Raw genomic sequence first — 26402 nt, 5'->3', positions numbered from 1 at the left:
CTACTAAATGTCTTTTATACGGTACGCTAAAAAGACAATAGTTTCTGGTTTTATTAATCAAAAACAAGTGCCTGGATATTTCCGCAAACATAAAACCCTTTTTTTGAAGATGTTACACAGTAAATTCCCATTACTGTATTTGAGGATGACTGAAAATAAAACACAACAAAATGAAACACAACATCATTTCTTTCTCCGCTTTGCTTTTGATAAGTTTTATGTTGAGCTGCACAAGTGAAGATCTAACCGACTTAAATATTGAATTACCTGCCGACGTCGCCAGCGAAAATCTTGTTTTAAAAAGCACTCGCTTGCAGCCGGATTGCGATCCGGCATGGATTCCATTATTTTCTGAAAAAAGAACAACTGTAGGAAACCTGGTAGTATCCAACAGAGACTCGAAGTTAGAAATTGAATTTGTACCTGGCAGTTCTTATTCAATACGTGAAGTGCAACTATGGATTGGAACTGATCCGAAGAAGGTACCTAAAAACAGGAAGAACATTCCAATTCCTGGTAAATTTGATTACAAAACGAGTGGACAATCAACCTACACCTTTTCAATAAAATTATCCGATATTTATGACATTCCGGAAATGTTACTGGAAGGAAAAGTAATTTGCATATTTGCACATGCATTGCTCCTAAACAAGCAAACAAGCAAGCTATTTTCGGCGTGGAGTGCCGGTACAACATTTGGTGTAAAGAGGTGGGGAACCTACTCTACTTATGTGTGTTGTCATCCAACAGGAGGAGGCGGTTGCTTTCCACACAATGCCTATTGCGGAAAACCTATTGATGGAATAAATTATTTACAAATTGCTTCATCCAACCAAAAAATATATGCCGATAATGGAGAAATAATTGGTAATACATATCTCTCTGATGGAAAAATATATTTTAATTTTTATCAGGACTGGATGCTTGAAGATTCAGAGGCCAATATAGAAATTGCAGGTCTCAACTCACTTGACAAACAAGCGATAGCTATCAATGATTTTATCGTAGAAAGAGAACTTGGCAACTTTATAATAGAAGTACCAAAATATAATTATTACCAGGTAAATTTGAATGTTCAGTACTGTACCACAGGAAATTGAAAAAGGATAATCTATCGGTAACTGAAAATGTTTATGTTTCGAAAGCTACAATCAGAATCACCACGAAACTACCCATTGCCACAATGAAACAATTATGAATTGTGTCTCTTTCCTTTTCTGCTGCCGTGATAAATACCGAATTGCAACTTGCAAGATTGTTTCTAAAGGATCTCTTGTCCTTTCCAGTTATTTTAAGTGACATAATTTTTTACAAATCAGGTAATTAATTCAATTTTTTACATTAATTTTAATTCGATTTTAATAAATAACCAAAACCAATAAACCATGGATAACCGTTTCTTCACACAAATAATATTTTTAGTTTTTCTTTTGTTTGCCACTAACACTCAGGCTCAGGATCGAACTATTCAGGGCAAAGTAACTACATTCGAAAACATTCCCCTATCCGGAGTGGAAGTTCAGGTTAAAAGTACTAAACAGCTAGTTAAAACAGATACATTGGGGAGATTTAAAGTTGCGTGTAATGTCAAAGATAAATTGATTTTTTTTGCCCATGGATTCAATAAACAGAAGGTAAAACTAAAAGAAAATACAAAATTTGTTGCCGTTAATTTACACCTTAAACCTGGCGAAAAAGGGAAAGCACTAGCTATAGGTTATGGACATGTACAGGAAGAAGATAAATTGAGTGCGATTTCAAGTTTAAGGGACGACAATGATGATTTTTCGAAGTATACCGACATGTATGAACTAATAAGGGGCAGATTTTCGGGAGTGCAGATAATTGGTGATGAAGTGATAATCCGCGGAAATAAAACGTTGGGAAGTAGCAATGCCGCATTAATTGTAGTCGATGGAATTGAGCGGGATGGGAATGTATTAAGTATCCTCCCCCCTAATACGGTAAAAAGTATTGATATTTTAAAAGATGGTGGTTCTGCCATTTATGGTTCCAGGGGAGCAAATGGAGTCGTTCTCATCGAAACAAAAAGAGGCGACGAAAATGAATAATTCTTTATGTACTCAATGAAACTTACTCAAATTTGCTTCTTTGAAAATGCGACTTCCTCCAAGACGAAATAATCATGCGTGCAATACACCTTTCGCGCTGAACAATATTCTGATTGGTTAAAAACTCCTTGTATATTTTTACGGCTTACCAATAAAATATAAACTTATTTGCTTTTGAAAGTAGCAAAAAAACATCGACACTTAACAAGATGGAGTATGAAGTGGAAGCGTGGCCAGTCTATTTCGTAAATAAACCTCTTCGAATATGATTTGTTTACTCTATATTTAAACTAGTAACAATGAACAATTTTTGGAACGATAGATACAGTGCAACAGAATATGCATACGGGGAAGCACCTAACGATTTTTTGAAAAAGGAATTGCCAAAACTAGCACCGGGTAAAGTACTGTTCCCCGCAGAAGGAGAAGGCCGAAATGCTGTATATGCAGCAAAGTTAGGATGGGAAGTAACAGCATTCGACCCTAGTATTGAAGGAAAAAGAAAAGCGCTCCTATTAGCTAATAAGCATAATATTTCAATCAATTACGAAGTAATAGATTATCAAAATGCCAACTTTAAAGAAAGTTATTTTGATTGTATTTGTTTGACATATGCCCATATGCCGGGAAATATGCGTAACAATGTCCACCAAAAACTAGCTTCCTTTTTAAAACCCGGAGGAACATTAATCCTTGAAGGATTTTCTAAAGAACAAATTAACAGAAATACAGGAGGACCTAAGGATATCAGCTTTCTTTTTGATGAAAAAGAATTAAAAAACGATTTCAGTAGTTTTAGAATGATAAATACACAGAAATCTGAGATCCGGTTGAATGAAGGTCTTTACCACCGTGGCCTTGCGTCAATTATCAGATTAACAGGAATTAAGTAATAATTATTATTTTTCTACTTTTTATAAGCATTTTAATAAAACTCCTGTATATAAAGTTAAACAATTTGGCCCTGTTAAACGTATAGTATTTACAATCAGAACTTTCTACTGATTAAATTAAATCGTATTTGGGAAATATTTTTTTACAAAAGAATCAAAAATTTTAATTTTACTTAAAAATAAGAAAGAGGAAGAAAAAAGAGTTTCAATTTTTTGTTTACAAGCGGGTATTTATTTATACTTGCACACGATTTCAAAAGAAAATCACCCTCCTCGTCAATTGTTCCAATATTTTTCAACAATTATTAATCGAGAAAAGTTATAACCATAGAATAATGTATGATATTTTAGAACTGAACAAGAAACTTGTTCCTGAATTAAAAGAGATCGCTAAAGAGCTCAAAATTAAACGTGTAGAATCCTACAAAAAGCAGGATCTCATTTATAAAATTTTAGATACACAAGCTGTTCTTGAGGCTGAAAAGAAAGGCCCAAAGAATTCTCCTAAAGAAGAAAAAGGAGGAGCTGGTAATCGTCATAAACAAATCGATAGAGATCCTCAGAATACCGATGAAACGCGCCGTTCAAAACGACCACGCCAAAGGGTAGAGACCGTTAAGCGAGAAAAAGTGGGTTCGGGTCCTAAAAAGAAACAAGGTGACAAAAAACATGACGATAATTTTCAAACTCGTCAGGACCAGATTAAAGCCATTATAAAAGGCTTTAACAGAGAGAAAGCTCCCGAGGATGAGAAAGCTCAAAAACCACAAAAAGTTGAAAACGCTGAAAAACAAGAGGAACCCAAAGTAGCCCCTCAGCAGGAACAAGCTCCTGAAAAGAAACAAGAGCAGCAAAAACCTGTAGTAAAAGTTCAAAAACAAAAAGAGCAGCCACAAAAAGAGCAGCAGCAACCGCAACAACGTGGTGGTCAGCAAAGAAATCAACAATCTCAGCAAAACCAGCAAAAACAAAATAGTGGTGGAAAAGACGACCGCCAAAGACCACAAAATAGAAACCAACAACAAAACCAACATCAGGGAAATCGCCAAAAACAACGTCAATTCGAGTTTGAAGGTATTATTACCAATACCGGTGTTTTAGAGATTTTGGCAGATGGTTACGGTTTCTTACGTTCATCGGATTACAATTATTTGAATTCGCCTGATGATATTTATGTGTCACAATCGCAAATAAAACTTTTTGGTCTTAAAACCGGCGATACGGTTAGAGGTACTGTTCGCCCACCAAAAGAAGGAGAAAAATATTTCCCATTAATTAAAGTGCAGGAGATTAACGGACGAAGCCCTGAATTTATTCGCGACCGCATACCTTTCGAACACTTAACTCCTTTATTTCCTGATGAAAAATTTAATCTTACAGGAAATGGCCACGACAACATTTCAACACGAATTGTTGATATGTTTGCACCAATTGGTAAAGGTCAGCGAGGTTTGATTGTTGCACAGCCCAAAACGGGTAAAACAGTATTACTGAAAGATATTGCCAATGCAATTGCAGCCAATCACCCGGAAGTTTATATGATCGTACTTTTGATCGACGAACGTCCGGAAGAGGTTACAGATATGGCACGTAGCGTACATGCCGAAGTTATTGCATCAACTTTTGATGAGCCGGCAGACAAACACGTTAAAGTGGCTAACATTGTATTGGAAAAAGCAAAACGAATGACAGAATGTGGCCACGATGTGGTTATCCTTTTAGACTCGATTACACGTTTGGCACGTGCTTACAACACCGTTCAACCTGCATCGGGGAAAGTACTTTCGGGTGGTGTTGATGCCAATGCTTTACATAAACCAAAACGTTTCTTTGGTGCAGCAAGAAACATTGAACAAGGCGGTTCGTTAACCATTATGGCCACGGCTCTTACTGAAACCGGATCCAAAATGGATGAAGTAATTTTTGAAGAGTTTAAAGGTACCGGTAATATGGAACTGCAGCTCGACAGAAAATTGTCGAACAAGCGTATTTTCCCTTCGGTGGATATTCCAACATCAAGTACTCGTCGCGAAGATCTTTTGTTCTCCAAAGAGATGCTCGACAAACTTTGGATTTTGCGCAACTACCTTGGCGATATGAATGCATTGGAAGCAATGGAATTTATGAAAACAAGACTGATGCGAACCAGAAGTACAGAAGAATTTCTTGCTTCGATGAACGATGGATAAAAAGTAAAAACAATAAAATAGAAAAAGCAGGTTCAGTTTTGATCCTGCTTTTTTGTTGCCTGTACATCAGCTTTCCGGTGTTCTCACCTACTTTAAACCCTTATTAAAGTTGAAAGAATTCGAAGGTTGAATTTGTTCTGAACGCATAATACGATTTTTTACCGTTTTTGCCCGGTGTTTTGAAACCGGTTCATAACACAGATCAATTAAAAACCGATAGAATCCGTTCTTTACTAGTTTATTTTTCGATTGCGAAATTGAAACCGGAATCTGAGGAACAATTGAAGTGATACCATTTCTACGAAAACGACGTAACTGAATATTCATATCATCCACCAATTCATCAGTCCCATTTTTCATTGCAATTGGCATTCTCGAATGAAAAAGCTCGGGATAGAAATAAACCGGCACAATTCCATCTTTATGCGATAGTGAAAATAAAGTCTCAAAATCAATCTCCTGTGGATAGGAAAAACGACTCACTCCGTCTTTTTTTATAAAATGGGCTGCAGCATCATTAAAAACATACACATTCTCATTGGCAATAATCCGGCACTTTGGAGGAATCAAATCTACCTGCGAAATATGACTGACAACAAAGTTTTGCAATCCACATTTCACCATTCGGGCAATCAATTCGCGGTAAAATTGTATGGCATCTTGCTGAATAAATTTTGGCAATTCGATATAGATTTTCCCCTTAAACTTTTGAATGAATGGCACCTCCGGATCAAAACGGCTCCAGGTAATTTTTGAAAAAGCCAAAAACAAACCATCCATTTCATTAAGGTTCATTTTCTTCAGCCATTCCATCGAATTAATACGAAAATAAAATTCCTCTTTCCGGGCATTATCCTTGCCTTTCAAAGCTCCTATTATCTTTTGTTTGTGCCCGTATTTCAGTTCCTTAAAATGAGTTCGGGTATCCTCCAGTTTCGATGGAAACTTTACATCGTTAATCCCCGACAGATAAACTTCGCTATTTGCTTTTACCTGTTTTCCTCCCGAATGAATTTGAAACAATCCATTCTCATTAGCCATTTCGCGCACTTTCACTGTTTCCTGTTTTTCAGTGCCCGGAATGTGAAAACGCAAACGAAAACCCGGCTCAATGTTCATGTGCGAAGTCAACCAAATATACTGTCCCTTTATTCGTTCTACTTTCCCAAGAAAAACACCGGCAACTGTTTTCTCTGCAACTGCTGTTTTTATGTCTTTCCCCATAAAGTATGCTGTTTTCTCACGTCCAAAATCAAGCGATAAAAGCTCTTTTGCTTTTTCCTGTTCAGCAGGCTCGTCCATCGCAATTCGGTAAGCCTGCGCTACCCGGTAAGTGTATTCTCCCGATTTCATGCGCCCCTCAACTTTTAAACTGTTCACGCCCATTTTCCCGAAACGGGCAACCAAATCAATCAATTGATTATCCTTCAGGTTAAACAGGTACTGGTTTGCATTTTGGGCTGTGTAAGTGCGTCGGCAAGGCTGTGTACAAAGCCCGCGATTGGCACCCCTGCCTCCCGCATAGCTGCTGTACAAACACATTCCTGAAAAAGAATAACACAGCGCACCATGAATAAAAACCTCGGTTTCAACTTCACTTTTTTTACAAATTTTGGTGAGTTCTCGCAAGGTGAGTTCGCGGGCAAGTACAACTCGTTCTATACCTTTTTTATGTGCATAATTAGCTCCGGTAGAATTATGAATTCCCATTTGTGTGCTGGCATGCAAAACCAGGTTTGGAAAATACGTTCGAGCGATATAAAATACGCCCCAATCCTGAATGATAACGCCATGAACGCCAACCTGATTCAAAAAATTCAGGGAATCAAGTAATTCCGGAATTTCGTTGTTTTTTATTACTGTATTAAGGGTAATATAAACCTGGATGTTCTTCTTTTTTGCTTCTTGTAAGATGGTAACAAGCTGGCCGTTGGTAAAATTCTTTGCCCTTCCGCGAGCATTAAATTGTTTTAATCCCAGGTAAACAGCATCAGCTCCACCACGCAAAGCAGCGTAAAAAGATTCTGGATTTCCTACGGGTAAAAGAAGTTCCGGTTTTTGCATAATCTATTTTCGGGCAAAATTAGCAATAATATATTTTAACCTTCCTAAATTATTTAGCACTTTTGAAAGAACAAACTTAAGAAATGAAAACAATAGGATTAGTTGGAGGAACAGGCTGGGTATCGACACAGGAATACTACAAAATAATTAACGAAACGGTAAATAAAAAACGGGGTGGATTAACCTTTCCTGAAATTATTTTGTACTCCGTAAATTACGGCAGAATTTATGCCTGTAACCAGGAAAACGACCGCGATGGAGTATATTCGATCGTTAAAAAAGCCAGCGAAAAAGTTTGTACTGCCGGTGCCGATTTTGTTGCGCTTTGTGCCAACACGCTTCATTTTACCTACGAGCAGTTACGAAATGAAATTGATGTTCCAATTCTCCATATTGCCGATGCCACAGCCGCTGCCATAAAATCTAAAGGGCTCAAAAAAGTGGGGCTTCTGGGAACACGCGAAACCATGGAACTCGACTTTTATAAAAAACGATTGGCCGAGCAAAATATCGAAGTTATCGTACCCGAAAAACCAGAACGTGAATTTATTCACTACTCCATATTAAATGAGTTATTAAAAGAAATTTTTCTGCCGGAAACCAAAACCGGATTTCTGGCAATAATGAATAAACTAGCCGAAAAAGGTGCAGAAGGCATGATTCTTGGATGCACAGAAATTCCTTTACTGATAAACCAGGATGACTTTGAGCAGCCGTTGTTGAGCACGCTGGAATTACACGCCAAAGCCATTGCCGATTTTGCTATTACAGATGAATAACACAACTATTAACAGCATAAAATATTAGCCATGAAAAAATATATTTCTCTAATCGCCATATTATTACTTTCTACTGCGGGACTTTTTGCCCAAAGCATTTATGATATTCGTAACGCAATTGATTTCTTTGAATCGAACAAAATGCAACGTGGAGAATATCGGAATACGCTCACTGAAGATGATATTGATGGTTCTCCATTTTTAGATGATGAATTTATTAATGGCACCGTTTATACCTATCAGAAAATTCAGTTTAACGACATTCCTTTACGCTATAATATTTTCAATGACGAAATGGAGTTTCAAACGCCCGATAACAAAATTCTGGCAATTGCGGCACCTGAAATTGTTGAAAAAGCTGTAGTTGGAGAAAATATAATTTCAAATATTCCGTATAAAATCGGTAATAAAATTAAACGTGGTTACTTTATACTTTTAACCGAAGGAAATGTAAATTTATATGCACGCCCTGAAGTACGCTACCAAAAACCAAAAGAAGCAGCTCCTTACAAAGATCCCGAACCGGCTAAATTTGTTGAACGCCCACACTCCTATTATTTAAGACTTAATGAGGAAGCTGCCGTGAAGGTGGAATCCAAAAAGGATTTGAGAAATTTTTTCTCCGATCATCAGAATCAAGTTGAGGATTTTATAAAAGAGAATAAAGTAAAGCCCGGCAAAGAAGACAAATTGATTGAATTGGTGAAGTACTATAATTCATTATAAAAAGCTATTTTCGTTCGGAAATAACGATACCGAATGGAAATAACATTTATCCTGGTTGAGCCGGCAACACCCGAAAATGTTGGTGCTTCTGCCCGCGCTTTAAAAACCATGGGTTTTAGCACGCTATACCTCGTTAATCCGTGCGATCATTTAAGTCCGCCTTCCAGATGGCTGGCACATGCTTCCAACGACATTCTTGAAAAAGCAAAAGTATTCACAACACTTCAGGAAGCTTTAAAAGGCAGCGAGCTGATAATTGGAACCACTGCCAAAAAACGATCGGTAAAAGCCGATTATTACGCGCTACCAGAACTGTCCGGGATTATCACTGCAAAAAGAAATTCCATTCAAAATGTTGCTGTAGTTTTTGGAAGAGAAGAGTCGGGGCTAAAAAATGAAGAACTAAAACTTTGCGACTTCGTTACTACAGTTCCGCTGCAAACGACGTACCCATCCTTAAATCTCGCACAAGCAGTTATGCTGTATGCTTACGAATTATCGAAATTAAATTATGCTGAAAAAATTGTGGAGCAAAAAAATGAAGAAAGTTTTACCGCGCTAAAAATAAAAGTCAACCGGCTTTTGGTTGAAACCGGCTTTAAACCAGAAAGTAATATCTTCCCGCGTTTCCTGGAGCGCATAAGCTTCTTAACACAGGATGATATTCATTTACTTCACTCTTTCTGCAATAAAATACTCGAAAACAAAAAATAATTCCGAAACGTATGCAACATTGAATTATTGCCATCGTCATTGAATCAGAAAAATAAGCGATTGAATACACTTTATAAAAATATTCATCAGGAGATGATCGATCAGTGCAAGGAAGGAAACCGAAAGGCACAATTCCAACTGTACAAGCTTTATTACAAAGCCATGTTCAGCGTCAGTGTGCGAATCGTAAACGACCAGATGGAAGCCGAAGATGTTATGCAGGAAGCCTTTTTAAGTGCATTTAATAAGATCGACACCTATAAAGGCGAAGTAAGCTTCGGGGCATGGTTAAAGCGTATTGTTGTAAACCGTTCATTGGATTATTTAAAGAAACGAAAAGTACATTTCGAAGAGGTAAACGAACGTACTGCACAAATTGCCGAGTACCAAATGGATACACGCGAACTGGATGCAAAAGTTTTGAAACAGGCCATTCAGGAACTTTCTGACGGGTACCGTGTAGTGTTAAGTCTTTACCTGATTGAAGGGTACGACCACGACGAGATCAGCCAGATTTTGGGTATATCGAATTCAGCTTCGAGAACCCAGCTGCTGAGAGCAAAAAACAAGTTACGAGATATACTGAAAGGGAAGGAAATATTTTCATACAATTAAGAAAATGGAAAAAAGAGATAACATAGAAAAACTGATACTGGAAAACATTGATGCGTTAAACGATAACGAACCAATGGAAGGCCACTTTGCACGTTTTGAGGCAAAGCTTGATGCACAACATAAAGCACGAAGGACGATAAGTCTTAACTTGATTATGAAAGTTGCAGCAGTTATTGTATTTGCTTTTCTGGCTACCAACCAGGCATTTATATATTTTTCACCTGATAACCAGGGTATTATTAATTCAAAGTCAGAGGCTGCAAGCATAAGTCTTGCATCTGTTTCGCCGGAATACCAGGAAGTTGAATATTATTATACCAACTCTATAAACACAGGAATTGATCAGTGGAACAAATGGATTGAGCAAGGTATGATATCGGAAGATGAGCAAAATATGATGGACAACGAACTTGCAGAGTTTGAAACACTGTACCAAAACTTACAAAAAGATTTGGCAGCAAACCCAAACGACCAACGTGTAATAAATGCCATGTTAGAATATTATCAGGCTAAGCTTAGTGTAATCAATATAATCATCACAAAATTAGAAGAAGTACAACAGAAAACACAAGAAGCGAAACAGGAAGCAATGGCCATTTAACCAAAATGACTATCGCATACGAAATAATAGTAGTATTAAAATTAAAACCAGAATAAAATGAGAACATTAAAAAGAATTGCAGCACTGTTTTTAATCGGCGTTTTATCCGCCGGAACAACAGTATTGGCTGAGGAAAAAACAAAGGAGTTCCGTGAATCATGGTTGAACAATGAAGTATCATCGTTGGAAATAGACAACCGTTTTGGAGAAGTTAAAATCAATAATATCGAAGGTGATTCAGTAATCATCCATGTTGAGATAACAGTGGATGCACCAAACGAAAGGAAGGCTGATGAATTGCTTGATATGATTGAGGTGAACATCAGAAAATCTGGAAGTCTCGTAAAAGCTGTAACTGAAATTGAAAGGAACTTTAAAAGCCAACGAAAATTCAGCATCGATTACGAAGTAAATATTCCTTCGGATAAAGACCTGAAGATAAACAATAAGTACGGCAATACTATTGTTGGCCGACTTACCGGAAACGGCGAATTTATCTGCAAATACGGTAACTTTACGGCTTACGAACTAACTACACCCGAAAGCGGTTCGCTGAACTTAACGCTGGCCTACGGTAACGCAAATATTGGCGAAGTTTCGCACATGGATGTTGATGTGAGTTACTCACCTATTGATATTGAAGAAGCAAGCTCGTTAAATATCGAATCAAAATACTCGAACATTACCGTGGAAGAATGTAAATCGGTAATAATCGAATCGAAATACGACAAATTTAAATTTGAAGAGCTGGAGTCGCTCTCTGCACAAATAAAATATACTAATATCAAAATTGAAGAACTGGCGAAGAGCTTAAAAGTTGAATCGGGTTATGGAGGAATTAAAGTAGAAGAAGTTGGACCTAATTTTGATTTCATAGACATTACGAACAGCTACGGTCAGATTTCGCTGGGACTTGACGATGCCAGTTATTCGCTTGATGCCAGTTGTGACTACTGCGGCGTTTCGTACCCCGAAGATGAATTTACAGGAAACAGAATAAAAGATAATCACAAAAGTACAGTTGTAGGAAAAGTTGGCTCGGGAGATGGTGGACAAGTTACAGTTAGAAGTCGTTACGGCGATATTAAACTGGATGAATAGAACTTAATCAACACATTATAATTTCAAACCGTTGGCAATATTTGTCAGCGGTTTTTTATGCTTGCAAAATAGCCCAGTTTATACAAATCAAAAAACAGTAACGATGGGCGATTACCTTTTAAATTCGCTTCCATCTTGCTGCGATACTTTCTGAAAATCCGCCCAATAATTACCGGAGGAATGAAAAATGTTATTCGTTTATATTTTCTCAAAAAGTTCACCTGTCGATAAAAGGTCCGCTCACCATCAAGCATCTCCTCTCCTATTTTTTTCAAATTCTCAAGCGCCAAACAACTCTTTTTCAAAAATGCCTGCGCACTTTCAAGACCAGTATGTTCCAGCGGATTATTAATATGAAAAATTTCAACTCCGGCACAAAACAAGTCATAACCAAGCAATGTATCTTCGTGCCCGTACTTGCGCAATTCTCCCCTAAAATGCACCTGTTTGAATAGTTCCTTTGCAATAAAAAAATTATTGGAGGTAATAATAAATCCTTTGCTGTGGTTACGGGCCGTTGCATTTACGGCCTCACGTTTTGTTCCGTAAGTCCATCGAAACAGTTTCTCAGGATCAGCCGGTTTTTGTTTTGAATAAGCTGTTCCACCGCATAAAACACGATTCTCACTCAAATTTTCAAGGTAATTTCTAAGGTAGTTTGGGCTGATAACTTTCGAGTCGGCATCAATAAACAACAACCATTTAAACTCCGCCTCGGCGCCCATTTTATTGCGAATTGCAGCTCTGCCAAGGTTTTTGTCCATTTCCTGGTAAACAACATTGGGTTTGCTTTTTACAATTCGGTTCAGCGATTTAAAAATCTCATCCGATCCATCATCGTACACTCTGATCTCAAAATCAATGTCTAAACTTGTGGCCTGTTGCTGAAGGTTGTTCACCAAATCTACCACTTCAATGTTATATACCGGGATATTTACCGAAAGCATAGTTTCTCTTTACAGGGCTTGAATTTACAATATTTCGCGTTCAAAACAATTATAATGTAAAGAAGCCATTTCGTGTAATTATTATATTTTTAAGACTTTATTTGAAATTGCTTATGACACGATTAATATTTCTGTTTTTTATAATCTTTAGTTTTCAGCTTAGCGCACAAAACTACAACATAAAAATACAGCTTGAAGGAGCTCCAAATAAAACGGTTCAGCTTGCCTATCATTACCTTGGTAAAATATATGCTGCCGATAAAACTACACTTGATGAAAACGGACAAGGTACATTTACCGGCGATAGTCTTTTAACACAAGGATTGTATAAAATATTGGTTGATAAAGACACCCATTTTGATTTTTTATTGGGTGCCGACCAGAATTTCAAATTAAGCAATGCCACTTTTAATGGCAAAGATTCGAAGATTGAAGGCGCTCCGGAATCCGAAGCTTTTATTGACTACATAAATTTTCTGGGCGAGTTACAACAAAAAAGCGCCTCGCTAAATGAAGCCTACAAAAACGCAGATGCAGCCGTAAAGGACAAAATTACTAAACAACGCGAAGCGCTAAATGACGAAATGCACAATTACTGGGCAATGGTGAATAGAAAGTTCCCTGACTCTTTTCTATATAAATTTATAACGGCCAATTACGTTCCGGCACTCGATGAGTCGACACTGCCAGATGAAATTGCAGAAAACGATTCATTACTTCTCCGAGCTCGATTCAACTATCAACAAGATCATTACTGGGATTATTTCGATTATACAGACGAACGCTACCTGTTCACGCCTTTTTATAAATCGAAGATTGAAACCTGGTTCACAAAAGTATTGTACCCTGACTACGATTCTGTAAAACCTTACGTTTACGATTTTTTAGCAGATGTAAAACCCAATAAACGCATCTTTCAGTTTGCCACATCTTTTTTTCTGAACAGCAGCATCAACAGTAATATTATGGGAATGGATGCCTTGTTTGTTGATATTGCCCGCGACTTTTATTTAAGTGGCGAGGCTTTTTGGGCATCAGAAAAATCGCTTGAGGCAATTCGCGAGAATGTACTTTTTATGAAAGACAATTTGATTGGCGAAATTGCTCCCGATCTCACACTCGAAAGTTTTGACGGCGAGTTTGTCAACCTGCACCAAATCGATTCGAAAATAACGGCTGTGCTTATTTACGAGCCCAATTGTTCGCACTGCAAAGTTTTTGTTCCTGAGTTTTACAAAGAAGTATACCTGCCCAACAAAGAAAAAGGACTTGAAGTTTACGCCATTTACTCGATGGACGACAAGGAAGAATGGGCCGAATTTTTAACCCGGCACAATATGTTCGATTGGATTAATGTTTGGGATAAAGATCACTCCTCGCGTTTTAAAATTAAGTACGATGCACGACAAACGCCAGGCATTTACCTGTTGGATGAAAACAAAAAGATTACCGGCAAAAAAATGACTATCGAGCAGTTAAAAGAAATTATTCCGCATGAATTGAACTAACATTCATTCATTCCTGTTATCTTGGATAAAAATTAAAGGATTATGAATGAGCAATTCAGCAAAGAAGACATCTTACAACGTCAATATGACTGGGGAAACGGCATAATTCATATTGGAAAAATTTTCACGGAAAAAGGTGATTATGTAAAAGCCGCAAAAGAACATATTGCCGACTTATACGGCTATGGCGAAAGCAAAGTTCTTTTTAAGCCTACAAAAGCTACCGATCCGCAATTCAGGGCAAACAAAGAAGAAGCCCTTTCGTATTTTGTTGGAGAAAATGACAAGTTTCCTGAAGACCAGGGATTCGCTCTTCAGCCCTGGGAAAAAGTACGTTTTGAAGTACATGGTTTTATCGCCAACATTAATCAGGCAATCATTATGGGCAACTACTTTTTTATTGATGCCAACGGAACGGAAACAAAAGTAGAATACACCATGGGTTTTTTCCGGGCTACTGACGGCTCGCTGAAATTAAACCTACACCATTCGTCGTTTCCTTTTCAGCCGGAATAATACCATGAAAAGCATAGTTACCAGGGCACAAATGAAATTTTTCGGGTAACGAAAGCATTTCCGTAAGGAAAGCGAACGAAATAAACACCGGGTGTTTTGCCCAGCAAATTCAATTTTACATGGTAAGGATCTCTCTGAGAAATTGAAGTTCTCATTTCCTGCCCTATTAGGTTATACACCACAACATTCTCCGAATCAATTTCTTTATCCGATTCTATGTTCAGTTCGCTGGCGGTTGGGTTTGGATATATCCAAACATTTTCAGGCTGCTTAACTACTGGCGTGTCTGTTATTACGCGGTAATCACAGGCAACTAGTTCCATCACATTAACCATCGCATAGTTTTGCGTATTCAACAACGAGAAACTTTGCCAGATACCATTTTGCAGCAAATACAAATGATTGTCGGCATTTTCATAATCGCGCAACGACTGATAAATTGCAAAGGTGTCGGCAGCATTAACAGCGCTTAATTCAAGCCCTACAAAAAAAGTATCGGAGGGCGCTACCATTTCGTCAAAACCAACAAAGTTCATGGCATCCTCGGCCCAGTTATCAATAGTAACCTCTTTGCTGTAGAGCAAAACTTCCGGAAAACTTTTACCATTATAAACCTTCACCGTTATCCGGCTATTCCTGTTCTGAGTAACCAGTTTGCCAACACCAAACGAAACTCCATCTAAAATCTCATCACCATCAATAGCAAAGCGCTCCACTATTTCCGTTATTCCAACCGAATTTGTTCCGCCCCAATAACCTTCAATTTCGCCCGAAATGACAATGGCAATATTTCCATGCTCATCGGCATCGGTTAAATGCGTGAAAGCATTGCACAAATCATCACCGGTGTTAAATTGTTTTCCGTTTAATGATAAGTCACCACTTCCAATTGGATCTAACCAGTATTTTAATTGTTTTGTTGAATCTGAACTGTAATCCCACTGCATGGAAAAACGGGCAAAATAATCGTTCACCGGATTTCCACAATGTGCAGCACCTCCTGACAATGTTCCTATCACCTGTTCATTCATATTAAACAATGCACCGCCCGAAGAACCTACTTCAGTAACTCCCTCTTCCCAACGCAAAATATTTAACGATCCATTTGTTGGATTTTTAATCGTCGACGAGGTAAACGTTGCATATTCCGGTGCATCGTAGTCAAACGATATCTTTTTAACATCACCCATCGGGTGGTGAATACTAACTGATGAATCAGGCAGTTCCGGCGATCGGTCCCAGCCTGCATAATAGGGTCGAAAACCTGGCGGTGGAAGATCATCCAATTCCACCAGAGCAAAATCCAGGCTATCGTAATGTGCTTTCATAATCGCTCCCGAAAGCGAATGGATGGGATCTCCATCCAAAGGTGCACAATACGGACTTTCGTAATTAAACGTATAAACACTCGTTTCAGCCAGGCCCCATTCATCGTAACAATGCGAAGCAGAAAGTACATAAGGCTTTTTATTTTCAGCGGTATTGTTTACCAAGGTACCGGAACATACTTCCCTGCCATCCACAATTAACCGACAAACGGCGTCTTTTAATTGATTCCAGCTATCGCCAATTTCGCAGTTTATATCAACATTGCATTCACCGGCCGCTTCCCCGTTTATTGGTCTTCTGTCAAACTTTAAAATTCCCATAAAATCGTGGTTTACACGAGAAATTGCAAAATCGTCCGGTGTTCCTTCATCTTCGGGAACTTCATACTGTACGGTAATTACATCTCCTGCAACCGGCGCAACTGCAAATTTGTGTGAATTTTTATTATTCTGTGATGTGAAAGCGCCGAGATAATGGTTATTTTCTTCGTTGTAAATGAATAAACGCCCTTTGTCGTTTAACTCAAAATCGTTAAAAATAAGGTTTAATGAATAGGCATTTTCTGACGAAATTGTAATACGCCAAACATTAAAACCAGAATTTGTTGAATACCAAACTCCAGAATTTGATGGACGAAAGTCAACATTAAAAGCATGCGCAAAAGTTAGTGCTTTTAACTGATTATCAGATTCTTTATTCGCTGCAATAGCAGCATCAACAACACGTTGTTTTAGTACCGGCATTTTTACAAACGCCCTATCGGCACTTTTTAAAGCTACAACCTGCAAAGGAAATCCTCCTTCCGACAACTGTGCACTTACTGAATTACATATTAAAATCAGTAAAATAAGAAATGGAATATACGAACGCATCTTCAAATGGTTTTCGCAGGGTAAATAATATAATTTCCGCGTAAATTAAGTATTTTTTAATCAATTCATGTCAATCATGAAACTTTTCAACAAAAACCCGAGTATTGTGTTTTATATTGCATAAAATCATTAACTATTAAATATAAATTATGAAAAAATCATTATCCTTATTAGCTGCTGCCTTCTTTATGTTGTCTCTGCTTGCCTTTGGAACGGATAAACCAACAAAAGCGAAAGCCATGCCCGATGATGTAAAAGCGGTCATCGAAAATTCGTGTTTTGGATGTCACAACACTGATTCGAAAAATGAAGACGGAAAAAAAGAGCTTGATTTCAAGAAACTCGACAGCCTGTCGAAAATAAAAATGATAAGTACCTACAAAGAAATTGAAGAAGTACTTGATGAAAATGAGATGCCCCCAAAAAGTTTCTGGAAAGATTTCCTGATAAGGCATTGAGCGAAGAGGATAGACAATTATTATTGAATTGGTCGAAAAAAGAAGCAGAAGCCTTGGTAAAAGGAATGTAATATGCGACGAATACTTCGATTTTTAGTAATATCATTGCTGCTTGCTTTTATCGTTCTCCAGTTTTTTCAGCCGGAAAAAAATAACGGTGAAGTAAGCAGCAATCACATTTTTAATCAGGAGCAAGTTCCTGAAAACATCCAAAATATACTTACGACTGCATGCCTCGATTGCCACTCGAACCATACCAACTATTGGTGGTACAACAATATTGCCCCTGTTTCGTGGATGGTGAATGATCATATTAGTGAAGGTAAATCCGAACTCAATTTTTCGGAATGGGCAGCCATGGACATTTTTGAAAAAATTACCATTCTGGAAGAAATCTGTCAGGAAACGGAACGAAAATCCATGCCTTTAAAATCATATCGTACCATCCACCCGAAAGCAAAGTTAAGCGATGAACAAATTGCCGAACTCTGCAACTGGACCACAAAACTGGCCGAAGAATTACTGGCAAACGCTGCCAGCGAATAATATTTTACGAATATTTTGATAAATACTATCTTTACCCTAAAATGTAAAGATGAAAGTATTGGTAATGTATGTTGAGGAGTTTTCGTACCAACCCGCACGAAAAAACCTTGATGACGTGGAAGAGATTACGGAAGGTGCGCAATTCTCAGACTCAATTCTGGCCTTTATCCAGGTTGAAGAAAGTGACGAAGAGAAGGATGTGAAAAGTAGGGAGAAAAAGCTGGTAAACCACCTGAAATGGACAGCCCGAAAAAACAATTGCAAAAGCGTAATTCTTCACTCGTTTGCTCACCTATCAGAATCAAAAGCATCGGTTGATTTTACAAAAGAACTGTTTGATTTGGCTGAAAAACGACTGCAAAATGCCGATTTCAAAACGGCACAAACACCATTTGGCTATTTCCTCGATCTGAATATTAAAGCGCCCGGATTTTCTTTGGCACGCATTTGGGCAACGCTTTAAATTTGAAGGCAAAAGGTTAAGGGCAAAAGAAAAAAGTTGAAATACAATTAAACAATTTCGCATCTTCTCACAGTCTCACCAGCTCACCAATTCACAGTATCAGTGCTCATTTCATCGATTTAACTTCTGCTTGATAAATTCAGTTATCTTTGCACAAAATTACACAAGTGAAATTCGAAGAATATTCCATATCGAACACCATAAAGACCAACCTGGAGAAAAAGGGATTCCGTCGTCCGACTGATATTCAGTTCAAAGCCATACCGCCCGTATTAAAAGGCGAAGATGTATTGGCCATCGCCCAAACAGGAACAGGAAAGACCGCGGCTTTTGCCATTCCGGTTATTCATAATATCCAGCAAAGCAAACTCAAACAAAAAAACGTGGGAATAAGCTGTTTGGTTATGGCACCCACGCACGAACTGGCACAGCAAATCAGTGAAGTATTTTTAGCCATTGCCAAAAATACAGGTGTAAAAATTACGGTTATCATCGGTGGTGTTGATCAGGATCCACAAATCAGCCGTTTACAAGGCGGTACCGATGTTTTGGTAGCTACTCCCGGTCGTTTGTTCGACCTGGTTAGTCAAGGCTACCTGAAACTGCAGGATGTGAAAACGCTGATTTTAGATGAAGCCGACCACATGCTCGATCTTGGTTTTATTAAAGATATCAATGACTTAATGCGTTTTCTTCCTTCAAAGCGTCAGACCTTGTTCTTCTCGGCAACCATCAATAAAAAGATTAAAAAACTTGCTTATTCGCTGGTTAGCAAGCCTATTCGCATTCAAATTTCGCCAAAAGATCCGGTGGCAAAAACCATTGAGCACCAGGTAGCTTTTATTGAATTGGATGATAAAAGAGCTTTTCTGGAACGATTAGTTGGCGAAAATCCGGAAGCAAAAATCCTGGCGTTCGTACGAACAAAAGTACGTGCCGAGCGCGTGAAAAAGGCGATGACTCGTGTTGAAATTGATAGTGATACTATTCACAGCGACAAAGATCAGGCAGAACGCGACCAAACCATGCAACGTTTTAAAAGTGGGCAACTAAAATTACTTATTGCTACCGATGTGAGTGCCCGTGGAATTGATATTCCGAACGTTGATTTTGTTGTAAATTACGACCTTCCTGAAGTTGCAGCAAACTATGTACACCGAGTGGGACGTACCGGCCGCGGCAATCAAAAAGGGAAAGCCGTTACGTTTTGCAGCCCGGAAGAACGAGAAATTCTGGACGAAATTGAGGGATTTTTGGGCAAAGATATTCATCGTCTTGAGATTGATAAAAACGTGTACAAAGAAACGCTTGATTTTACAAAAGACACCGATTTCAATTGGCAGAAACTAATGCGCGATAACGATCGTGAATTAGAAGACGTAAAGAAAAAAAAGAAGAAGAAAAAGAAAAAATAAGTCTTATTGCACACTTTCTAATTTCCGCATCGCAATATTACGAAGCTCGGCAGTTGTCATCCAAGTACAAATTCCAAAAGGTTTTGAAAGCGCTACTTCAGGCCGAATACTTAATTCATGATCGGTGTAATTGAGATCAACCAATTTTTCATCGTCGATCCATGCCTGGATTGAAGTTTCGGTTACCCGTAAGTGAATGTTATACCACACTTCCTTTTCAAAATATTTCAGCACCTGTGTTTCATTATCCGAAGCATCTTGCCCGTCAACACTACTGAGCCCAACAACAGGGCCACCCCACCCTCCAACAATCAAGGAGCAAAAATCATCATTAACAGGGAAAGTCATACCACAAAAAAAGTCGTTACCAACCATTTTTCGTGCCTCCAGTTGTATTTCGTAGTTTACTTTTGGGAAAGTATCTGTCCAGGTAATCCCGCTGCAACCATCGCCGTAATTAATTATTATACTGCCTCCCGAAACCTTTACCGGACCTTCGGTGCCAAATGAGGTTATTTTCCAGTTTTCGAGTGTATTCGCATCAAACAAGGCTTGCCACCCCTCGGGCACATTAGGTGTGTATTGCTGAGTTTTCTTTTGCTGATTATTGTTCTTTGCCGGTCTGTTACAAGATGTAAACAGCATTACAGTAGCACACACAAAAACAAAATGAATTAAACCTGATCGAGACATGTTTTTTGTTAAAATTACGAAAGATGACAACGTCATCCAATAAAACGATAGCCTAATTCATTTACGATTTCTTTCACCTTGTCAGTTTTATATCCTGAACCACTTATTTTTACCGTATTACTCTTATTATCAGCAACAACCGATTTTACTCCTTTAATTTTCTGAAGATTACGCACCACATTTGCTTCGCAGTGCGAACAAGTCATACCCTCCACCCGAAAAGTTTCTCCGGTGCTTTGGGCAATCCGCCGCTTTTTGAAAAAGTCTTTGAGGAAGTAGCCCAAAAGCATAGAACCAATAAGCAAAACAGACGATGACCACTGCAACCATTTTGGCAATACTTCATGTTCATGCGCACCATCGTGCAACATGGCTACTTTGCTTAATAAAAAGTCGGCAGGAATTAACAAATTCGTTAACCAACCAAAAAATACAGCTCCACCAATTATTGTCGCAAGGTAAACGATCAGGGATTTACGTCCCATTGTTTTTCCAAGCACAGTAATGGTTGCCACATTGGTAGCCGGGCCAGCCATTAAAAATACCAGCGCAGCACCGGGCGATACTCCTTTTATTAACAAAACAGCGGCAATAGGAATCGATCCTGTAGCGCAAATATAAATAGGAACCGACGCCAGCAAAACAACGAGAATCTCAACCATGCCCAGTCCCTGGAAACGGCCAAAAAAGTCGTCTGGCAGAACTACAGAAATTAAAGCTGCCAACAAAAATCCAAGAATCAACCATTTGGCAATATCCTGTAACATTTCGATAAAAGCATAATCGGCCACACGAACCAATGCGTGTCGGTTATCAATTTTTTCGTCATCATGACACCCACAAGAATCATCATCGCAGGTTTCCTCTCCTTTAACGGTGGCAACATCTATCGATAAATTTGCAAATGGAAAAGTCGATTTTGGCTCTGGTTTGTCTTTTACAAAAACATTGGTAAGTACGCCTCCGGCAATTCCCGTAACAAATGCTACTATCGGGCGCAAAATGGCAAACGGCCACCCCAACATTGAATACGTTGCGAATATAGAGTCTACACCGGTTTGGGGCGTGGATATAAGGAACGAATTACTGGCTCCTTTTGATGCTCCGTTCTTAAAAAACGAAATACCTGTTGGAATCACACCACACGAACACAATGGCATTGGAATACCAAGCAATGATGCATTTAATGCCGATTTGAAGTTCGATTTACCAAGGTAACGATCGATGTGTTTTTGTGGAAAATAAACCTTGAAAATTCCTGCAAAAGTAAGGCCCAATAATAGCCAGGGCGCCATTTCCATTACTAAATACCATAACTCGCCAATATATTGTTGAATGTATTCCATTTCTTGTTTTTTTATAGAACAAACGGCTCTCTTGCTTGTTCTTGCTGAATTTATTTTTGCGTAAGGTCTGTTTGTAGCGAAGAAGAATCGTCGCAACTTTAACATTGTTCCATTATTCCCCATTCCAACGCAACAAGAAATGATAAATCCACAGGATGGTTAAAGTCTTTGCAGAGAGCTTACAAAATAGCACATCACGCTATTTTCAAACAACTTAATACCCCGAATTACTCTTTCTCCTTAATACCAAACTTCGAATCGACTTTTACAAAAGGCAACACCAAAAAGATCGGAATGGTGCAGATCATCACCCACACAAAGAAACTCTGGTAACCGATTATTTCCTGTAACCAGCCACTCAACATTCCGGGAATCATCATTCCCAAGGCCATAAAACCGGTAGTAATAGCGTAGTGCGCGGTTTTATGTTTTCCTTCCGAAACATAAATGGAGAACAGCATATAAGCTGTAAATCCAAAGCCGTAACCAAACTGTTCAACCACAACGGCAGCAGATATCCACCATAATGATGTGGGATTAAACAATGAAAGCAAAAGATAACAAAGATTGGGTAGATTAATGGCTAGTGCCATCCACCAAAGCCAGTATTTTAAACCTTTTCGCGAGGCTACAATACCGCCAAGAATTCCACCAATGGTAAGCGCAATCATTCCCGCCGTTCCATAAACCAAACCAAGGTCTCCGGTAGTAATTCCCAGCCCTCCTGCCTCCCGGGCATCAAGCAAGAATGGAGAAGCCATCTTTACCAGCTGCGACTCGGCCAGCCTGTACAACAGCAGAAATAACATGATAGAAACAATCTCCTTTTTGCGGAAAAAGGCAGCAAAGGTTTCGAAAAATTCGGCCAACACACTTTTTCCTTCGGTTTTGTTGGCAACATCGGTTGTTGGATGTGGCAAAGCAAAACGGTGATACAGCGAGAATGCCACAAACAAAACAGCAATACAAGCCATAACTACCGACCACGAAAATTTTATATTTCCCGAACGGCCAACAAAAGTTGTTTGTGTGGCCTTTTTTAGTTTCGGATCGAGCTGAACAAGTGCAAAAGCGGGCTTATCCCAGTTGGTTTCATCAAATTCATAGCGGTAAGTTTTTACCAGTTTTATACTGGCATCGCCTTTTTCGTAACCAAAATTAAGCACTACCTGCTCACCGGGTTCGGGCTTTGTGGAGAGTTGAATAGGAATAATTGCCAGGTTACCAACTTCCGAACTCAGGTCAACGGTTTCTTTATTGAATTTTTCTTTCAGCGTTTCTTTTAACGGAGCAGACACTTTTCGAGTCCACCAGCCTTCATCTTTTGCAGCAACTACCTTTTCACCAGCGTAATAATTATTTTTGATATTCCATTCATCTACACTTTTTTTGATATCAGCGGCCTGTTCTTTTGGCATTAAACCAATGGGCACTTTTACGTCGCTCTCCGACACAAAATAGATATCGCCCGACTCGTGCAACTGCTGATAACTTTCAGGCTTAAACGAAATTTCCTGAAGCGGAATATTTTGACTTGTAACATTGACTTCGAGGGGCTCCAACCCTGTAGCTGTTTCCAAAGCTCCGGCAAGAATCACCAAAAGCCCCTGCCCGGTAAGCATGGCAAAGCGGTAAAATGTACTTCTGATGCCCACAAAAAACGACTGATCGCCCTGCGACAATCCCAGCATATAAAAACCATCGGCAGCAATATCGTGTGTTGCCGAGCTAAAAGCCAGTAACCAGAAAAATGCCAGCGTATATTGAAAAAAACTATGGACAGGAATAGTAAATGCCACACCCGCCAATCCAACACCAACAACCAACTGCATAATAACAATCCAGAAGCGCTTGGTTTTCAACAAATCAACAATGGGGCTCCATAAGGGTTTTATCACCCACGGCAAATACAACCAGCTGGTGTATAATGCAATATCGGTGTTTGAAATACCAAGCCGTTTGTACATAATCACCGAAAGAGTCATTACAATTACATAGGGTAATCCTTCGGCAAAATAAAGTGTGGGAATCCAGGACCAGGGACTGCGTTGATCTTTTGTATTAGCCATTTTGGTTAATCAGTTTTATGTATTGGCAATTCTAAGGCAAACGTTTAAAACGATACCCTTTTGTTTGTAGTTTTTCAATCAATTCTTCCAAACGAAGATAAAATTTATCTGTTCGTTTCGCTTCGGTTCCGGGATGAATAAGCACAACAGCGCCGTTTAATCCCTGCTCCTCTTCTACTTGAAAAATGCTTTTTATAATTTGATTGGAAGATAAATAATTTTTCATATCAGGAGTTGTATAATCTGCATTGCTTCTTATTCCCGGCGAGAAGTTTACCGTTTTCAATCCAAGAGCACCGGCCCAGTTTACCGTTGCTGCATTATACCACTCGTAAGGAGGAAGAAACCAGCTTGCATCATCAATACTTATTCCATGCTGTTGCAAGACTTTGTAGTTGTTTTTCAAATCCCGGTTAAAGGTAAATCTGTCAACCAGTAAAGAATCTCTTTTTGTCCAATCGCAATACAACAAATGCTTATCGGAATGAGCACCAAAATAATGCCCGTTTTTAACCACTTTTTTAATTGTGGATTGAAATTGTTTATCACGCAAAAAGTCGCCGGTGAAAAAGAAAGATGCTTTACAATTCTTTTTGTTCAACACCTTTAAAATATGCGCTGCACCTTCTGCTTTATCGTGTGCCGAGAATATGAGATAAATATTTTTTTCTGATGGATTAATGCGTCGAATCGCTCCCTGTCCATCTTTTTCATACTCATTGTGTTGATCAATTCCCAGTTCTTCCAACGACGACAAATAATAGCTTAAACTTGCGGTGCCATCCATGGTAGGTTCGTTCGAAGAATAATCGCCCATATCATCGTGATAAACCGCCTTGCCCATGTTAAAATCCTCCAGAGGATCGGGTTGCTGAATATTTATTCCTATCAGGCTAGAAAAAAGAGTGTTCGAGATTGGCCCATCAACTAATCCGCCGTAAGTTGTTTCGCCCAGTATTTTTGTGATGGACGAATGCGGCAACTCCGGGTTATCGCCACCCGCCGGCAATCCACAAATCATGCTTGTTCCCCAAGGATTGCAGCCAAACAGCCAGTCGCGTAATGCAGCTTCCATTTCTACAAAAGTATAGTCACCGGTAATTTCTTCGTAAGTTCTTGCCTGTGTTAGTGCGGCAGCAACCAGATTATTTGAGCACCAAATGAAAGGAATACCATTCAGAAAAGGATCGTCCTTTCCACGATCATAAATATGGGTTAATCCTTGTTTTAAATAATCGGCAAAGTTTTCGTCTTTTTGAGCCAAAAAAACATGCCCAAGATTAACAAATGGGTAAAATTGGTAATGTCGTGCAAAACCCGTCGACATCCAGGGTGTAACATTTTCAACACTGCCCCATTTTTTTGCTTCTGCAAGATAATACTCATTGCCGGTTAACTGATACAAAGTTGTGGCTGCCAGTTCTACATCATCCACATAATTAGCTTCCTCGTAAAAATATGGCGAAACATTACATGCTGTTTGACAAGCGCCCAAATCACTCAATGCAAAGGTATAGGCTTCGGCAGCTTTTCGTTCTATTTGCTTAGCGAATTCCGGGTAATACTTTTTAATCATCATCGCTCCCAAAGCAAATGACGATGCGTATTTTGCAGCACTCGATGAAACTCCTGTTGTTCGGTTTTTATGCTCAGCCAGTCCTTGCGAATTGCCGGTAATAAAATAAACCGGCCGGTAAGTTCCCTCTAGTCCGTAGCTCACCGTATCTTTATTAGGCAAACGATACCCTCGATGATCTCTGTCGTCGGCAATTTGGTTGTACATTTCACCCGCCAATGGATTCATTTTCACCATCCAGTCGAGCCCCCATTTGGCTTCATCCAAAATATCGGGTATCCCATTGGCTCCCGGCAAACCATTTCCCTTGTAATCATCGTTAAAAACAGTTGGATTTTGCTGATAGGCATACAGCAACTGATAAGTTGCATTTGCCGAGGTGGTAAGGTATTGCAGATAGTCCGAAGCATCGTGCCATCCTCCGGTAACATCAATTTTTTTGCCGGTTTTTGTGGGATGATCGACAATAATTCCATCGTGCAAATGACACGAATCCTGCAAATAAGGATTAAAACCACAACGTTGCTGGCGCATATACTTTAACAGAAAATCTGCGGTTCCATTATACACATCGGTAGCAATTTGAAAAGCCGGAGAATGCGTTTCGCCCAGCTTCAGATAATAACCGCCAGACTTTGTTACAGCAGAGAAATCGAGTCGGAAAGCGGTCTTCATTCCCCAGTCCGAGCCATTGGAATGTTTTACTTCTGCTTCGTATACTGGTTTACCTGTTAAAGCCTCAAGTACCTGAAACTCCCCGGCATCTTGCGCTTCTGATGAAAGGAAAACTGCCACTTTAACCGACTGAGGTAAATACCCCAATTGATTGACCCGAATAACTTTCTGTTGCGCAAAACTCAGTGACACACCAAACAAAAAAAACAGTAAGAGAAGAGCACGCTTTGTCATG

Annotated in this window: 23 protein-coding genes; 16 read left to right on the top strand and 7 right to left on the bottom strand. The window is 39.0% G+C overall.

Annotated elements, in window-relative coordinates:
* The first annotated feature begins 170 nt into the window (after window positions 1-170).
* The 4 genes from G0Q07_RS09265 to rho all read left to right on the top strand — a co-directional run bounded on the left by G0Q07_RS09265 (window position 171) and on the right by rho (window position 5154).
* Window positions 171-1100 (top strand): hypothetical protein, encoded by a 930-nt coding sequence (locus G0Q07_RS09265; RefSeq protein WP_163345829.1) that lies wholly within the window; start codon window positions 171-173, stop codon window positions 1098-1100.
* A gap of 285 nt (window positions 1101-1385) precedes the next feature.
* Entirely contained in the window at window positions 1386-2072 is a 687-nt protein-coding gene (locus G0Q07_RS09260) for a TonB-dependent receptor plug domain-containing protein (protein ID WP_163345828.1), read from the top strand.
* A gap of 299 nt (window positions 2073-2371) precedes the next feature.
* On the top strand, window positions 2372-2965 hold the full coding sequence (locus tag G0Q07_RS09255) for a class I SAM-dependent methyltransferase (protein ID WP_163345827.1): 594 nt from the start codon (window positions 2372-2374) through the stop codon (window positions 2963-2965).
* A 335-nt stretch (window positions 2966-3300) separates the two neighbouring features.
* Window positions 3301-5154 carry a transcription termination factor Rho gene (gene rho / locus G0Q07_RS09250; protein WP_163345826.1) on the top strand — a complete coding sequence of 618 codons (1854 nt, stop codon included), beginning with the start codon at window positions 3301-3303 and terminating at the stop codon, window positions 5152-5154.
* An 87-nt stretch (window positions 5155-5241) separates the two neighbouring features.
* On the opposite strand, the gene G0Q07_RS09245 is transcribed toward rho, so the two are convergent.
* Window positions 5242-7218 carry a peptidase U32 family protein gene (locus G0Q07_RS09245; RefSeq protein ID WP_163345825.1) on the bottom strand — a complete coding sequence of 659 codons (1977 nt, stop codon included), beginning with the start codon at window positions 7216-7218 and terminating at the stop codon, window positions 5242-5244.
* An 83-nt stretch (window positions 7219-7301) separates the two neighbouring features.
* On the opposite strand from G0Q07_RS09245, the gene G0Q07_RS09240 reads away from it, so the two are divergent.
* From G0Q07_RS09240 to G0Q07_RS09215, 6 genes are read left to right on the top strand one after another with little or no spacing between them, the layout of a single operon-like run.
* Window positions 7302-7997: an aspartate/glutamate racemase family protein gene (locus tag G0Q07_RS09240; RefSeq protein WP_163345824.1), complete on the top strand. Its 696-nt coding sequence runs from the start codon at window positions 7302-7304 to the stop codon at window positions 7995-7997.
* A 30-nt stretch (window positions 7998-8027) separates the two neighbouring features.
* Window positions 8028-8723, top strand: coding sequence for a BlaI/MecI/CopY family transcriptional regulator (locus G0Q07_RS09235; RefSeq protein WP_163345823.1), 696 nt, complete (start codon window positions 8028-8030; stop codon window positions 8721-8723).
* 33 nt (window positions 8724-8756) lie between these two features.
* Window positions 8757-9437, top strand: coding sequence for a tRNA/rRNA methyltransferase (locus tag G0Q07_RS09230; protein ID WP_163345822.1), 681 nt, complete (start codon window positions 8757-8759; stop codon window positions 9435-9437).
* Between the two features lie 60 nt (window positions 9438-9497).
* Entirely contained in the window at window positions 9498-10052 is a 555-nt protein-coding gene (locus G0Q07_RS09225) for an RNA polymerase sigma factor (RefSeq protein WP_203532710.1), read from the top strand.
* A gap of 4 nt (window positions 10053-10056) precedes the next feature.
* Entirely contained in the window at window positions 10057-10653 is a 597-nt protein-coding gene (locus G0Q07_RS09220) for a hypothetical protein (protein WP_163345821.1), read from the top strand.
* 57 nt (window positions 10654-10710) lie between these two features.
* Complete coding sequence (locus G0Q07_RS09215) at window positions 10711-11754, top strand: DUF4097 family beta strand repeat-containing protein (protein ID WP_163345820.1); 1044 nt, start codon at window positions 10711-10713, stop codon at window positions 11752-11754.
* A 44-nt stretch (window positions 11755-11798) separates the two neighbouring features.
* On the opposite strand, the gene G0Q07_RS09210 is transcribed toward G0Q07_RS09215, so the two are convergent.
* Window positions 11799-12701: a glycosyltransferase family 2 protein gene (locus G0Q07_RS09210; RefSeq protein ID WP_163345819.1), complete on the bottom strand. Its 903-nt coding sequence runs from the start codon at window positions 12699-12701 to the stop codon at window positions 11799-11801.
* Window positions 12702-12814: 113 nt separating this feature from the next.
* On the opposite strand from G0Q07_RS09210, the gene G0Q07_RS09205 reads away from it, so the two are divergent.
* The gene (locus G0Q07_RS09205; RefSeq protein WP_163345818.1) at window positions 12815-14209 is read left to right on the top strand and encodes a redoxin domain-containing protein; all 1395 of its coding nucleotides are present in this window, start codon (window positions 12815-12817) and stop codon (window positions 14207-14209) included.
* A gap of 42 nt (window positions 14210-14251) precedes the next feature.
* Window positions 14252-14725, top strand: a complete 474-nt coding sequence (locus G0Q07_RS09200; RefSeq protein ID WP_163345817.1) for a phosphoribosyl-AMP cyclohydrolase — start codon at window positions 14252-14254, stop codon at window positions 14723-14725.
* A 17-nt stretch (window positions 14726-14742) separates the two neighbouring features.
* Here G0Q07_RS09200 and G0Q07_RS09195 read toward each other — a convergent pair whose 3' ends face one another.
* A complete protein-coding gene (locus G0Q07_RS09195; protein ID WP_163345816.1) occupies window positions 14743-16926 on the bottom strand; it encodes a T9SS type A sorting domain-containing protein in 2184 nt (727 codons plus the stop codon).
* Between the two features lie 149 nt (window positions 16927-17075).
* Here G0Q07_RS09195 and G0Q07_RS09190 point away from each other — a divergent pair, with 149 nt between their 5' ends.
* From G0Q07_RS09190 to G0Q07_RS09175, 4 genes are all read left to right on the top strand, one after another.
* Entirely contained in the window at window positions 17076-17384 is a 309-nt protein-coding gene (locus tag G0Q07_RS09190) for a heme-binding domain-containing protein (RefSeq protein ID WP_163345815.1), read from the top strand.
* 72 nt (window positions 17385-17456) lie between these two features.
* On the top strand, window positions 17457-17930 hold the full coding sequence (locus tag G0Q07_RS09185) for a heme-binding domain-containing protein (protein ID WP_163345814.1): 474 nt from the start codon (window positions 17457-17459) through the stop codon (window positions 17928-17930).
* Window positions 17931-17979: 49 nt separating this feature from the next.
* Complete coding sequence (locus G0Q07_RS09180; protein ID WP_163345813.1) at window positions 17980-18393, top strand: threonyl-tRNA synthetase editing domain-containing protein; 414 nt, start codon at window positions 17980-17982, stop codon at window positions 18391-18393.
* Window positions 18394-18560: 167 nt separating this feature from the next.
* Window positions 18561-19808, top strand: coding sequence for a DEAD/DEAH box helicase (locus G0Q07_RS09175; protein WP_163345812.1), 1248 nt, complete (start codon window positions 18561-18563; stop codon window positions 19806-19808).
* Between the two features lie 3 nt (window positions 19809-19811).
* On the opposite strand, the gene G0Q07_RS09170 is transcribed toward G0Q07_RS09175, so the two are convergent.
* The 4 genes from G0Q07_RS09170 to G0Q07_RS09155 form a co-directional block, all read right to left on the bottom strand.
* Window positions 19812-20501 carry a 3-keto-disaccharide hydrolase gene (locus tag G0Q07_RS09170; protein ID WP_163345811.1) on the bottom strand — a complete coding sequence of 230 codons (690 nt, stop codon included), beginning with the start codon at window positions 20499-20501 and terminating at the stop codon, window positions 19812-19814.
* A gap of 32 nt (window positions 20502-20533) precedes the next feature.
* Entirely contained in the window at window positions 20534-21847 is a 1314-nt protein-coding gene (locus tag G0Q07_RS09165; RefSeq protein WP_163345810.1) for an SO_0444 family Cu/Zn efflux transporter, read from the bottom strand.
* 227 nt (window positions 21848-22074) lie between these two features.
* Window positions 22075-23916 (bottom strand): MFS transporter, encoded by a 1842-nt coding sequence (locus tag G0Q07_RS09160; protein ID WP_163345809.1) that lies wholly within the window; start codon window positions 23914-23916, stop codon window positions 22075-22077.
* Between the two features lie 31 nt (window positions 23917-23947).
* Window positions 23948-26401, bottom strand: a complete 2454-nt coding sequence (locus G0Q07_RS09155; protein WP_163345808.1) for a glycoside hydrolase family 9 protein — start codon at window positions 26399-26401, stop codon at window positions 23948-23950.
* Window position 26402 lies beyond the last annotated feature (1 nt).

The organism is Draconibacterium halophilum, from assembly GCF_010448835.1.
In the GTDB taxonomy this organism is placed as follows: Bacteria; Bacteroidota; Bacteroidia; order Bacteroidales; family Prolixibacteraceae; genus Draconibacterium; species Draconibacterium halophilum.
This window is presented reverse-complemented; position numbering and strand designations above follow the sequence as displayed.